This window comes from Amycolatopsis sp. NPDC003676, from assembly GCF_053587275.1.
On the sequence record NZ_JBSFNS010000178.1, the window covers coordinates 1 to 11,981 of the forward strand.

At 70.1% G+C, this 11,981-nt stretch carries 13 protein-coding genes; 6 read left to right on the plus strand and 7 right to left on the minus strand.

Annotated features, from left to right (window positions below; genetic code table 11):
* Window positions 1-404: 404 nt before the first annotated feature.
* Both ACWDNU_RS43220 and ACWDNU_RS43225 read right to left on the minus strand, forming a co-directional pair.
* Complete coding sequence (locus ACWDNU_RS43220) at window positions 405-1,388, minus strand: SMI1/KNR4 family protein (RefSeq protein ID WP_449673120.1); 984 nt, start codon at window positions 1,386-1,388, stop codon at window positions 405-407.
* Between the two features lie 79 nt (window positions 1,389-1,467).
* Complete coding sequence (locus ACWDNU_RS43225) at window positions 1,468-2,970, minus strand: leucyl aminopeptidase (protein WP_449673121.1); 1,503 nt, start codon at window positions 2,968-2,970, stop codon at window positions 1,468-1,470.
* 102 nt (window positions 2,971-3,072) lie between these two features.
* Between ACWDNU_RS43225 and ACWDNU_RS43230 the strand changes: the two genes are divergently transcribed.
* Together ACWDNU_RS43230 and ACWDNU_RS43235 are read left to right on the plus strand one after the other, a co-directional pair.
* The gene (locus ACWDNU_RS43230) at window positions 3,073-3,930 is read left to right on the plus strand and encodes a sulfatase (protein ID WP_449673122.1); all 858 of its coding nucleotides are present in this window, start codon (window positions 3,073-3,075) and stop codon (window positions 3,928-3,930) included.
* A complete protein-coding gene (locus ACWDNU_RS43235) occupies window positions 3,923-4,546 on the plus strand; it encodes a DUF402 domain-containing protein (protein ID WP_449673123.1) in 624 nt (207 codons plus the stop codon). The genes ACWDNU_RS43230 and ACWDNU_RS43235 overlap by 8 nt, the downstream gene beginning before the upstream one ends.
* A gap of 1 nt (window position 4,547) precedes the next feature.
* On the opposite strand, the gene ACWDNU_RS43240 is transcribed toward ACWDNU_RS43235, so the two are convergent.
* Window positions 4,548-4,850: a hypothetical protein gene (locus ACWDNU_RS43240; RefSeq protein WP_370939260.1), complete on the minus strand. Its 303-nt coding sequence runs from the start codon at window positions 4,848-4,850 to the stop codon at window positions 4,548-4,550.
* A 96-nt stretch (window positions 4,851-4,946) separates the two neighbouring features.
* Here ACWDNU_RS43240 and ACWDNU_RS43245 point away from each other — a divergent pair, with 96 nt between their 5' ends.
* Window positions 4,947-6,050: a branched-chain amino acid aminotransferase gene (locus tag ACWDNU_RS43245; RefSeq protein WP_449673124.1), complete on the plus strand. Its 1,104-nt coding sequence runs from the start codon at window positions 4,947-4,949 to the stop codon at window positions 6,048-6,050.
* Between the two features lie 67 nt (window positions 6,051-6,117).
* Here ACWDNU_RS43245 and cobT read toward each other — a convergent pair whose 3' ends face one another.
* The gene (cobT, locus tag ACWDNU_RS43250) at window positions 6,118-7,188 is read right to left on the minus strand and encodes a nicotinate-nucleotide--dimethylbenzimidazole phosphoribosyltransferase (RefSeq protein ID WP_370939258.1); all 1,071 of its coding nucleotides are present in this window, start codon (window positions 7,186-7,188) and stop codon (window positions 6,118-6,120) included.
* Between the two features lie 79 nt (window positions 7,189-7,267).
* Here cobT and ACWDNU_RS43255 point away from each other — a divergent pair, with 79 nt between their 5' ends.
* Window positions 7,268-7,960 (plus strand): IspD/TarI family cytidylyltransferase, encoded by a 693-nt coding sequence (locus ACWDNU_RS43255; RefSeq protein ID WP_449673125.1) that lies wholly within the window; start codon window positions 7,268-7,270, stop codon window positions 7,958-7,960.
* Here ACWDNU_RS43255 and ACWDNU_RS43260 read toward each other — a convergent pair whose 3' ends face one another.
* Both ACWDNU_RS43260 and ACWDNU_RS43265 read right to left on the minus strand, forming a co-directional pair.
* Window positions 7,961-8,950: an aldo/keto reductase family protein gene (locus ACWDNU_RS43260; protein WP_370939257.1), complete on the minus strand. Its 990-nt coding sequence runs from the start codon at window positions 8,948-8,950 to the stop codon at window positions 7,961-7,963. It lies immediately after the preceding gene.
* Between the two features lie 323 nt (window positions 8,951-9,273).
* Complete coding sequence (locus ACWDNU_RS43265) at window positions 9,274-9,933, minus strand: DUF3043 domain-containing protein (RefSeq protein WP_370939256.1); 660 nt, start codon at window positions 9,931-9,933, stop codon at window positions 9,274-9,276.
* A gap of 144 nt (window positions 9,934-10,077) precedes the next feature.
* Between ACWDNU_RS43265 and ACWDNU_RS43270 the strand changes: the two genes are divergently transcribed.
* Window positions 10,078-10,455 (plus strand): HesB/IscA family protein, encoded by a 378-nt coding sequence (locus tag ACWDNU_RS43270; RefSeq protein ID WP_037809530.1) that lies wholly within the window; start codon window positions 10,078-10,080, stop codon window positions 10,453-10,455.
* A gap of 95 nt (window positions 10,456-10,550) precedes the next feature.
* Here ACWDNU_RS43270 and ACWDNU_RS43275 read toward each other — a convergent pair whose 3' ends face one another.
* Entirely contained in the window at window positions 10,551-10,736 is a 186-nt protein-coding gene (locus ACWDNU_RS43275; protein ID WP_449673126.1) for a hypothetical protein, read from the minus strand.
* A gap of 154 nt (window positions 10,737-10,890) precedes the next feature.
* Here ACWDNU_RS43275 and ACWDNU_RS43280 point away from each other — a divergent pair, with 154 nt between their 5' ends.
* Entirely contained in the window at window positions 10,891-11,880 is a 990-nt protein-coding gene (locus ACWDNU_RS43280) for a carbohydrate kinase family protein (protein ID WP_449673127.1), read from the plus strand.
* The last annotated feature ends 101 nt before the right edge of the window (window positions 11,881-11,981 follow it).

An 11,981-nucleotide genomic window follows, 5' to 3' on the forward strand; every position in this document is an offset into this window, starting at 1 on the left:
GTGCTTGTCAAGGCGGGAAAGATGCCTTGACAAGCACCCCCGAACCGCAGGGCGGCTTCGTATCGGGGTGCGGGGGAGGGGCTGGGTGCCTCGATCGTTGGGTGCATCGGTGCGGTTCGCGGTGGGCTTGGGCTAGCGCCCCAATGTGGCATTGGGTGCATGCGACGCACCCAATGCCGCATTGGGGCGCGTCGCGGCGGGGTTGGTGGTCTGTGAAGGGCTTATTGAGGGAATCTGATTCTGTGAAGGGGTCCCTCACGGCCTGCGACGGGTCGTGAGGGGAACCCTGAGGGAATCAGATTCCCTGAAGGTGGCCCTCACGTACTTCGGCTGGTTGTGAGGGGGACCCTGCGGGAATCTGGGTTCGTGAGGGTTCCCCTCACGGACTTCAGCGGGTGGGTGAGTCAGGCGCTCGCTTCCAGCAGCCTGTGGTGGTGTTCGAGCAATGCGCGGAACGAGTCGTGCGCGGTGCTGCCGTAGGTGAGGTCCACTTCGACCGTTCGCCAGCTTTCGCCGGTGTGGGTGAGCAGGACTGTCGCGGGGTCGGAGACGATCACGACGGTGCCGTCGGCGCGGAGTTCGCGGGCGGGCAGCAGGCGCGGGAACACCACGTCTGCGGGCAGTCCGTCGGTGATCGCCAGGAATTCCCGGTAGTCGTCGGGCAGGCGGAAGCCGAGGCGTTCTTCGGTCGCGGCGAGGTCGGTCGGCGACGCTGGTGCGGGGGCGCGTTGCCCGCGCAACCGGAGGATCGCCGCGATCAGTTCCGGGAGCGTGCCCGGGCCGGTCGGATGGCGTTCGCGCAACGCGGCGATCAGTGCGCCCGCGCATTGGTCCGGCCACTCCGTGCCTAGGCCGAGCGGGTCCGCGCCGCCGACCAGCCGGGCGGCTAGCGGGCGGGTGGCGGCGAGTGTCGCGACGTCCGGGTTCGGGTGGTTTTCCACGAGCGCGGCCCACGCGTCGAGGTCGGCGGCGGCCAGTGCGTCGCGTACTGGATCCGGGCGTTCCGGGGCGATGGCGGAGACGACGCCGGCGACTGGCGAACCGTCGAAGAGACCGTCCAAATCGGACGCTCGGCGGGCGAGAAGTGCTTGGTGGGCTTGCTCTTCCGCGTCCAGGTCTAAGGGCACTAGTGCGTCTGCCCATTGTGGACGGTCGCCGCGCGCCTCGAAGAGCATCGCCCAGGCTCGGGTGCGCACCGCGTCGTCGGCGAGGACGGACGTCGGGCGGCCGGTCACCGCGTGCCATTGCGTGACAAGGCGATCCGCGGCATCGGACGCGCCTGCGGTCGCCAGGAGGAGTGCGGCGTGGCCGATCCGGCGGTCAGCGGCGGCCTCGTCGGCGGTGAGTACGTCGCGGACGGCGGTCTCGAGGTAGTCGTCGCGCTGCATGAACGCGAGCGTGCCACAAAGCCGCGGACACGACGGAGGCCCCGCACCGGGTGTGGTGCGGGGCCTCCGGGCAAAAGGGTCAGCCCTGGTCAGCGATGTCCGCCAGCACCGCGGCGATGGTGCGGACCGGGACGCCGGTGCCGCCCTTGCCGGTGTAGCCCCACGGGCCGCCGGAGTTGAAGGCCGGGCCCGCGACGTCCAGGTGCACCCACGGCAGGTCCGCGGGCACGAACTCGCGCAGGAAGACGCCCGCGACGAGCATGCCCGCCCAGCGCTGGCCGGTGACGTTCGCGATGTCCGCGAGCCGCGAGTCGAGGTCGCCGCGCAGTTCGTCGGGCAGCGGCATCGCCCAGCCGCCTTCGCCGGTGGCCTGCATGATGCCCGCGACGCGGTCGCGGAACTCGTCCGAGCCCATCACGCCGGAGATCCGGTTGCCCAGCGCGACCACCTGCGCGCCGGTCAGCGTGGCGGTCTCGATCAGGTAGTCCGGGTTCTCCTCGGCGGCGCGCACGATCGCGTCGGCCAGCACCAGCCGGCCCTCGGCGTCGGTGTTGAGCACCTCGACGGTCTTGCCGCCGTACATGGTGAGGACGTCGCCGGGGCGGTAGGAGGTGGCCGAGGGCAGGTTCTCCGCGAGCGGGATGTGCGCGGTGACCTCGAGCGGGTACTTCAGCTTCGCGGCCAGCACGACCGACGCGAGCACGGCTGCCGCGCCCGACATGTCGGAGGTCATGTGGTCCATGTTGGCGGCGGGCTTGAGCGAGATGCCGCCCGAGTCGAAGGTGATGCCCTTGCCGACCAGCGCGACCTTCTTGCTCGCCTTAGCCGGCTTCCAGCTGACCCGCAGCAGGCGCGGCGGACGCGACGAACCGCCGCCGACGCCGAGGATGCCGCCGAAGCCCTTGCGCTTGAGGACCTTCTCGTCGAGCGCCTCGAACTCCAGGCCGTTCGCGTCGGCGAGCTTCTTCGCGCGGTCGGCGAAGGAAGCCGGGAACAGGTCGTTCGGCGGGGTGTTGATCAGGTCTCGGGCGATGATCACCGACTCGGCGATGAATCCGGCCGCCTTGAGGGTGGCCTTGTGCTCGCGCGCGGTGCCCTCGGCCGGGCTGACCAGGTCGGCCTTCGCCAGCGGGGTGTCGCCCTTCTCCGAGCGGTACTCGGTGAAGACGTACGCGCCCAGCGCGATGCCTTCGGTGGCGGCGTGCAGGTCGACGGCCGACAGCGTGACGAACGCCCGCTCGGTGCCGCTCAGCGCGCGGGCCGCGGCGCCGGCCGCGCGGCGCACCTGCTCGGCGGTGATCTCCCCGTCCTTCGGCTTGCCGAGGCCGACGGCCAGCACGACGCCCGCGGGCAGCTTGCCCAGCGTCGGCAGCTTCACGATCTCCTCGGCCTTGCCGGACGCGCCGAGCGTGCCCAGCACCTCCGCGAGCTTGCCGTCGAACGCCGCGTCGGCGACCTCGGAGCCGGCGGCGAGCGCGAGGCCGTCCTCGCCCTGGAGAGTGCCGATCACGACGACGTCGGCGCGGGTCTTGCCCAATGCCGCACCCGTGTTCTCGGAGAGGGCAAGCTTCGGCACGGTCACTTCTGGCTCCTCGCGACGTCGCGGTGGCGCCGGGCGTTCTGCCCGGTCGATCGTGAGCCATGCTAATGACAAAGCCATCCGGACGGGGGAAGGGGGATCGCGGTGCGGCTCGCGGGAGCACTCCTCGTGACGCTGGCGGCAGGAGCGGCCGGGGCCGGATTTTGGCTGCTCGCCGGGGTCGTGCTCGCCGCGCTGGCCGCGGTGGCGGTCTCCCGGCTGCCCGCGCTCGGCGACGATCCGGCCGCCCGGATCGTCGGCGGATTATCCCGGCTGACACAGATTGTCGTGCTCGCACAGGCCTTCGGCGCATACGTGTTCCCGCTGCGGCCCGGATACGCCGCCGCCGCGCTGGTGGTGTTCGTCGCCGCGGCGGACTTCGCTGGGCTCCGGTTGCCGGATCTGCTGGTCAAGTGGGTAGTGGGCGTGCTGCTGGTCGCGGCGGCGGTGCTGGCGGCGATGTGTCTCGCGGTCGCCCCGGTATCGCAAACGGGCGGATTCGGGACGCCGAACGCGGCCGCGATCGTCGTCGCGGCGTTGTTCCTGCTGCCGTTCCTGATTCCGGAACCGGGGGAACGAAGCACCGGACGTGCGATCGTTCTGGGCCTCGTCGCGGTGATCGTCACCGCGGTCACGCTCTTCCAACTGGGTCCGGTTCGGCTCGGGTTGTCCGGGACGGCGATGCGGGACCTGCTCTCCGCCGCGGACGCCGGACAGCTCCAGCCGTTGCTCACGGTGATCGCAGTGCTGGCCACTCTTCCCGCTGCATTCACGACTTTCGTCGGTGCGCGACAGCGGTTTGCGCCGTCCGGCGGGGCTCCGGTCGCGGCCGGCGCACTGCTGGCAGCGGCCGCCGCGGCGTTCGTTCCGTTGTTCGCGGTGCTGCTCGCGGCCGGGCTCGGCGCGGTCGCCGAAGTGCTGCTGCGGGTGCGGATTCGTCGCTACCGTGGCGTCCATGACTGAGCACCGCTGGGCGCCGGGACAGACAGTCGTCGAACGTTTCGTCCGCCCGGACGGCAGCATCGGCCAGCATCATCCGCTGCGCGTGCTCTCCGACGACGGCGAGACGCTGCTCGGCTGGCTCCCGCTCGGCACGCCGATCGTCGGCAGCAGGCTCGCGGACGGCCGGTCGCTGCGGGAAGCGCCGCTGGAGCAACGATTTCGCGAGCCGCGTGTGCGGGTGCCGGACGTCTGGCACGGCACCTCGACGCTGCGGCTGATTCCCGACGGCGCCTGGTCGTCGGTGTGGTGGTTCTTCGAGGCGGACGGACGCTTCCGCGACTGGTACGTGAACCTCGAAATCCCGCGTGGGCGCACCGAAACCGGTCCGGATCGGATCGACGGCATTCTCGACCTGGTCGTGACGCCGGGCGCGGGCTGGAAGTGGAAAGACGAGGACGAGGCTGAGGCGGCCGTCGAGGCAGGGCGGCTGACCACCGCTGAACTTGAGCAGTTGCGTGCGGAGGGCGAGCGGATGGGCGCGCTGGCCGAGCGGGGCGCGTATCCGTTCGACGGCACGCACACCGATTTCCGCCCGGACCCGGACTGGCCCGCTCCGGAGTTGCCCGCCGGGCTCTGACTTACTGGGCCAGCAGGACCAGCGAGATGAACAGCACGATGTTGACGACGAGCAGGATCACCACCGATTTGGTCGGCACGTTCCTGGAGATCACCTGTCCGTGCAGGTTCTTCCACCAGTAGATGCCGAACCCGGCGACGACCAGGCCGAGGAAGAAGCCGAACCCGCTGGAAAGCAGGCCCCAGCCGACCATCCCGAGCATTCCGGCGCCGAAGGTCAGCAGGGCCGCGGTGCCGAAGGTCTTGACGTCCGGCCCGGCTCCCGGCCCGGCTTGGCGTGCTGGTTGAGTGCTCACGCCGTCCATCGTAGTGGGGTGACGCAGCGAGCGCGGGGCAGTGCGGCGAGTAAAACCACAGGACTTCCGACTAACGTGCTTCCGACCAAGCGTTATTGTCTAAGCATGACGACAGCGACGCAGTTCACTCACGTTCCGAACCCGAGCCCCGCGAGTGCTGAACGCGTCGCCGAGGTACTTGCCAAGCCGGGGTTCGGCACGCACTTCACCGACCACATGGTCACCGTGCGCTACAGCACCGAAAAGGGCTGGCACGACGCCAAGGTCGGGCCGTACGAACCGTTTACCCTCGACCCGGCCACGTCCGTGCTGCACTACGGGCAGGCCATCTTCGAGGGCCTCAAGGCCTACCGGCAGCCGGACGGCACGATCGCCGCGTTCCGGCCGGACGCCAACGCGCAGCGGTTCCGCGAATCCGCCGAGCGGCTCGCGATGCCGCAGCTGCCGGTGGAGACCTTCGTCGACTCGCTGCGCGAGCTCATCGCCGTCGACGAGCGCTGGGTGCCGACCCGCGAGGGCGATTCCCTGTACCTGCGCCCGTTCATGATCTCCACCTCGGCGGGCCTCGGCGTGAACAGCCCGGCCGACGAGTACGTCTTCGCCGTGATCGCCTCGCCGGCCGGCTCGTACTTCAGCGGCGGCGTGAAGCCGGTCAGCGTGTGGCTGTCCACTGAATACGTGCGCGCGGCCCCCGGCGGCACCGGCGCGGCGAAGTGCGCCGGCAACTACGCGGCGTCCTTCGTGGCGCAGGCGCAGGCCGTCGAAAAGGGCTGCGACCAGGTGGTGTGGCTGGACGCGGTCGAGCGCCGCTGGGTCGAGGAGATGGGCGGGATGAACCTGTTCTTCGTCTTCGGCTCGGGCGACGACGTCCGCGTGGCCACCCCTGAGCTGACCGGTTCGCTGCTGCCGGGCGTCACCCGGAAGTCGTTGCTGCAGCTGGCGAAGGACGCCGGGCACAAGGTCGAGGAGCGCCGGATCTCCACCGACGAATGGGAGAAGGCGGCCGCCTCGGGCGAGCTGACCGAGGTGTTCGCGTGCGGCACGGCGGCGGTCATCACGCCGGTCGGCCACGTGAAGCACGGCGGCGGCGAGTTCTCGATCTCCGGCGGGAAGCCGGGCTCGGTCACGATGAGCCTGCGCGAGCAGCTCGTCGGGATCCAGGAAGGCACCCGTCCGGCCCCCGCGGGCTGGATGATCCCGCTCAGCTGACGCGCTAGCTGTCCGTGAGGGGAACCCTGAGGGAATCAGATTCCCTCAGGGTTCCCCTCACGGCTTTTCAGGACGAGAGCGGGCCGGAGACGCCGGATTGCTCGTGCGTGGTCATTTCCGCGAGCACGCGGCTGGCCATCATCAGCAGCGGCAACGCGGTGACCGCGCCGGTGCCTTCGCCGAGGCGGACGTCGAGGTCGAGCAGCGCGCCGAGGTCCAGCTGCTCCAACGCGAGGGCGTGCGCAGGCTCGCCGGTGAGCTGCCCGGACATCCACCAACGGCGCGCTCCGGGAGCGAGTTCTTCGGCGACGAGCGCGGCGGAGCAGACCACCAGGCCGTCGAGCACCACCGGCGTGCGACGGACTGCCGCCTGCGCGAGAAAGCCCGTCATCGCGGCGATATCCGCGCCCGAGGACGTCCGCAGCAGTGCGAGCGGGTCCGCCAGCACCGCACGGGCCCGGCGCAGCGCGTCGCGCACCGCGGCGGCCTTGCGCATCCAGGTGTTGTCGTCGATGCCCGAGCCCCGGCCGACCACGGCGACCGGCTCGCTGCCGGTCAGCGCCGCGACCAGCACCGACGCCGGGGTGCTGTTGCCGATGCCCAGGTCGCCCGCGATCAGCAGGTCCGCGCCGCCGTCGACCTCCGCGTCGGCGATCTTGCGGCCGGCGTTGACCGCGGCGCGGACTTCGGCGTCGGTGAGCGCGTCCTCGACGTCGATCGAGCCGGAACCGCGGCGCACCTTGAACTCGCCGATCGACCGCATCGCGGATTCCTCGGTGTCCACGGCCATGTCGACCACGCGCACGCCCGCGCCCGCCGCAGCGGCGAGCACGTTGATCGCCGCGCCGCCGGTCAGCATGGTGCCGACGAGCTGCGACGTGACCTCCCGCGGATACGCCGAGACGCCCTTCTTCGCGATGCCGTGATCGCCGGCGAACACGACGACGCGCGGCCGGGTGAACGGGCGCGGCGGGGCCTGGCCCTGGCACGAGGAGATCCACACGCCCAGCTCTTCCAGCCTGCCGAGCGAGCCCGCGGGTTTGACGAGCTTGTCGTGCAGCGCGATCGCGCCCGACCGGGCCTGGTCGCTCGGCGGTTCGATCTCGCCGAACTCGATGCCCGTTTCGCCGGTGTCCACAGCCAGGTTTCCTTTCGCCGCTGGGCGTCCCGGCGCCCAACCTACCGCCGCCGGGGCGGGGCCCTTAGGGTCGGTCGGCGTGCGGGAATCGACGGCGGCCGGGGTCGTGCTGGCCAGTGGTGCGGGGACCCGGGTCGGGGCCGCGCTGAACAAGGTCTACCTGCCGGTGGCGGGCAGGCGCGTGGTGGCGTGGTCGCTGGACGCGTTCGCCGCCGCGGCCGGGATCGGCGTGCTGGTGCTGGTGATCCGGCCCGAGGACGCGTCGCTGGCCGAGGAAGTGCTGGCCGAGCTGTCCGTCCCGGTGGAGATCGTGACTGGCGGCCCGACGCGGCAGGCCTCCGAGCTGAACGCGCTGCGCCATCTCGCGCCGCGGATCGCCGACGGGACAGTGGATTCCGTGCTGCTGCACGACGGGGCCCGCCCGCTGGTGACGCCGGAGCTGATCTCCGCGGTGCTGGAGCGGACCCGGGAAGACGGGGGAGCGGTGCCGGGCCTGGCCGCGGACGACGTGGTCTCGATGGCCGGACCGGACAAGGTGGCGGGCCCGCTGCCGGGCGCGATCCGGGTGCAGACCCCGCAGGGTTTCCGGGCGCAACCGCTGCTGGCCGCTTACGAACAGGCCGCCGCGGAAGGGTTTCTCGGCACGGACACGGCTTCGTGCATGGAGCGGTTCTCCGCGCTGCCGGTGCGGTGGGTGCCCGGCAGCGCGGAGAACGTGAAGATCACCTATCCGCACGACCTCGCGGTGGCGGAGCGGTTCCTGCTGCGGTGATCAGGGGGCGACGGTGAGCGCCGGGTCGCTGACGACGACGTCGCCGAGCGCCTCGTCGATCGCGGTCAGCAGCTCCGGCTCGAGCTTGACGCCCGCTGCCTTGACGTTGTCGTAGACCTGCTCCGGCCGCGAGGCCCCGATGATCGCCGACGCGACGTTCGGGTTCTGCAGCACCCACGCGACGGCCAACTGTGCCATCGACAGCCCGGCGTCGGCCGCCAGCGGCTCCAGCTTCGCGACCGCGGTGAGGGTCTTCTCGTCGAGGAAGCGCTTGACCATGTTCGCGCCGCCGTTCTCGTCGGTCGCGCGCGAACCGGCGGGCAGCGGCTGGCCGACCTTGTACTTGCCGGTCAGCACGCCCTGGGCCACCGGCGACCAGACGATCTGGCTCAGGCCCTCCCGCTCGGAAGCGGGCACGACCTGCGATTCGATGACCCGCCACAGCATCGAGTACTGCGGCTGGTTCGACACGAACGGGATCTTCAGCTCGCGGGCGAGCGCCGCGCCGCGCGAGATCTGCTCGGCGTTCCACTCCGAGACGCCGATGTAGAGCGCCTTGCCCTGGCGGACCAGGTCGGCGAACGCCTGCATCGTCTCTTCCAGCGGCACCGTGCGGTCGAAGCGGTGCGCCTGGTAGAGGTCGACGTAGTCGGTGCCGAGCCGCTGGAGCGACGCGTTCGCCGATTCGATGATGTGCTTGCGCGAGAGGCCCTTGTCGTTCGGACCCTTCGGACCGGTGGGCCAGAAGACCTTGGTGAAGATCTCCAGGCTCTCCCGGCGCTGGCCCTTCAGGCCGCGTCCGAGCACCGACTCCGCGGCGGTGTTGGCGTAGACGTCAGCCGTGTCGAAGGTCGTGATGCCGGCGTCGAGCGCCGCCTTGATGCAGGCCTGCGCCTGGTCCTCCTCGACCTGGGACCCGTGGGTCAGCCAGTTGCCGTAGGAGATCTCACTGATGTTGAGGCCGCTGCGGCCGAGACGTCGAAACTCCATGCCCACAGGGTAAACGTTTCGTTCGCCAGGCTAACGACCTGTGTGCCGCACGGCTCAGTTCGGGATCGGGAAGAGCGCGTTGCAGCGGTCGGCGGCGCGGGGTTCCGTGTCGTGCGAAGGAACGGTCGGATGCTGCGAAACCCGGTGTCGCAACAGCGCCCGCGCACCGAAATCCTGCCCGAGCTCGCGCGATCGAAGGTGCATCGTGAGCGAGGGACCGCGCGGCCCGCCTGCCCAAAGCTGTGAACCGGGGCCGCGTTCAGGCGAACGCCGCCGCACAGCTCAGCAGGGATCGGGCAGCGCGGACGGCTTGGCCGCACGGCTCAGTTCGGGATCGGGTCCCCGGCCTTCAGCCGCGGCTTCGGAACGCGCAGCTTGCGGATCTGGCTCGCCCGCACGAACGCGTACCAGCCGACGCCCCGGGTGGCCGTCGCCGGTTCCTTCGGGAAGCGTTCCTTGACCAGCTTCGAGATCTTGCGGCCGTTCACGAAGCCCTCGATGGCCATGACCAGCAGCATCGCCATGCAGACCAGGGTGATGTACTGCTGCACCGCCGGCGCGGGGACCAGCAGCGCGAGGAACACCAGGATCGCCAGCGGCATGAACAGACCGAGGATGTTGCGCCGGGAGTCGACCAGGTCGCGGACGTACGCCTTGACCGGGCCCTTGTCGCGCGGCGGCAGGTACTTGTCGTCGCCCGACATCATCCGCTCGCGGCGGACGCGGGCGGCTTCCTTGCGGTCTTCCTTGCTGACCGGGTTGGCCTTGCGCAGCTCCTTGTTGCGCTTCATCGCCTCGCGCATGGAGGTGGGCGGCGCCGCGACCGGCCCGCGCTTGCGCCCCTCGGCCTCGCGCCGCTTCGGCGTGGCCTTGCCCTTTCCCGGCGTGTACGACTTGCTCGTGACCGGGGAATCGACAGCGGCGGCCTCGGCCGCGGAGTCGTCGGCGGCGGGGTCAGTGGTGCTTCGGCGCAGGAACCTCACCTCACCAGGGTATTGCAGGCGTCACGGCTTTGTTCACCAGGTCGTTCCATATGCGACGATGGAGGGGAACAGATCGGGCGAGTCCCGTGTTGTACGTAGGACACGAGATGTACCCGCAGCGAGTTCGACCAAAGAGGGAGTGCCATGACGACCGCTGAGCAGACCGGTGCGGCTGCGGCCGAGACCGCCGAGGAGACCCACGGCGTGACGTTGACCGACGCCGCGGCCGCCAAGGCGAAGGCGCTGCTCGAACAGGAGGGCCGCGACGACATGCACCTGCGCATCGCCGTGCAGCCCGGCGGCTGTGCTGGCCTGCGCTACCAGCTGTTCTTCGACGAGCGCACGCTCGACGGCGACCTGTTCCGCGACTTCGACGGCCTCCAGGTCGCCGTGGACCGGATGAGCGCACCGTACGTGTCCGAGGCCGTGATCGACTTCGTCGACACCATCGAGAAGCAGGGCTTCACGATCGACAACCCCAACGCCACGGGTTCCTGCGCCTGCGGCGACAGCTTCCACTGAGCCCAGAACCGACAAACGGGCCCCGACGCATCCGCGCCGGGGCCCGTTGTTCGTTTCGGCCGCGGCGCGTTCGCCCGCCGCGGAGGTTCGCTGGATCAGACGTACGCGTCGAGGTCGGCGACCTGGGCGTGGCAGGCGTCGTCGACCGTCCACGGCCGCGCGGCCCTCGGCCGGGGCAGCCGGGCCTGGTCGGCGGCTTGCCCGGGGCGCAGCGCGGACGGGAGATGGGCGCAGTCGGCGATCAGGTCGCCGATCGTTTCCGGTTCGGTCGCGAGGTTCACGAATGTCACGCTATTCAGCCGGACTCGAACGGGAAATGAGTACCGGCCGGTAGTGTCGGAACGTGGCGCGGAAACTACCCGGAAGGGTCATGACCAGCGGGTAACTTGCGTCAGGGCGCGAAAAGACAGCTCATCCACCTCGTGAGGAGAACCGGTGGCAGATAAGCCCAGGATCGCCGTGTCGGGCAGCATCGCGACAGACCATCTGATGCACTTCCCGGGGAGGTTCGCCGAGCAGCTCGTCGCCGAGCAGCTGCACCGGGTGTCGTTGAGCTTCCTCGCCGACGACCTCGTCGTGCGCCGGGGCGGCATCGGCGCGAACATCGCGTTCGGCCTCGGCGTGCTCGGCGTGGAGCCGGTGCTCGTCGGAGCCGTGGGCCAGGACTGGGCGGACTACCAGTCGTGGCTGCAGCGGCACGGCGTGGACACCTCCGGCGTGCTGGTGTCCGAGGTCGCGCACACCGCGCGCTTCGTGTGCACCACCGATGAGGACATGTGCCAGATCGCGACGTTCTACGCGGGGGCGATGGCCGAGTCCCGGAATATCGAGATGGGGCCGATTTCGGATCGGGTCGGCGGGCTTGGGCTCGTGTTGATCAGTCCGGACGATCCTGAGGGCATGGTTCGGCATGCTCAGGAGTGCCGTCAGCGCGGGTACACGTTCGCGGTTGATCCCTCGCAGCAGCTGGCTCGGATGGACGGGGCGCAGGTGCGGGCGTTTGTGGAGGGGGCCAAGTATCTGTTCAGCAACGACTACGAGTGGGAGTTGTTGCTGCAGAAGACTGGGTGGACTGAAGCGGATGTGCTGGAGCGCGTTGGGCTGAGGATTACCACGCTGGGGGAGAAGGGCGTGGAGATCGTTGGGCGCGATGGGACTGCCTTGCAGATTGGGGCGGTGCCAGAGCGGGGGAAGGCTGATCCCACTGGGGTTGGGGATGGGTTCCGGGCTGGGTTTCTTGCCGCGGTTGATGGCGGGCTCAGTTTGGAGCGGGCTGCGCAGTTGGGGTGTTTGATCGCTGTGCTGGTTTTGGAGACTGTGGGGACGCAGGAGTGGACTCTCGAACGCGGGGAGGCGTTGACGCGGTTGAGCGAGGCGTTCGGGCCTGAGGCTGCTGAGGAGATTTCGGCGGTTTTGCCTGGTTGAGGGTTTCGGCTCGTCGCCTGGCGGCGACATTGCGCCCGTTTGTTGCGTGGGGCACCCCGAAGCGTGAGTGTGCTGACGGTCTGGGGGTGCTTGTCAAGGCG

What these genes read in the sequence shown, in the direction of transcription:
- ACWDNU_RS43245 (WP_449673124.1), top strand. Translation starts at nt 4,947, where the DNA reads ATGACGACAGCGACGCAGTTCACTCACGTTCCGAACCCGAGCCCCGCG.
- ACWDNU_RS43260 (WP_370939257.1), bottom strand. Translation starts at nt 8,950, where the DNA reads ATGGAGTTTCGACGTCTCGGCCGCAGCGGCCTCAACATCAGTGAGATC.
- ACWDNU_RS43240 (WP_370939260.1), bottom strand. Translation starts at nt 4,850, where the DNA reads ATGGACGGCGTGAGCACTCAACCAGCACGCCAAGCCGGGCCGGGAGCC.
- ACWDNU_RS43270 (WP_037809530.1), top strand. Translation starts at nt 10,078, where the DNA reads ATGACGACCGCTGAGCAGACCGGTGCGGCTGCGGCCGAGACCGCCGAG.
- ACWDNU_RS43235 (WP_449673123.1), top strand. Translation starts at nt 3,923, where the DNA reads ATGACTGAGCACCGCTGGGCGCCGGGACAGACAGTCGTCGAACGTTTC.
- ACWDNU_RS43220 (WP_449673120.1), bottom strand. Translation starts at nt 1,388, where the DNA reads ATGCAGCGCGACGACTACCTCGAGACCGCCGTCCGCGACGTACTCACC.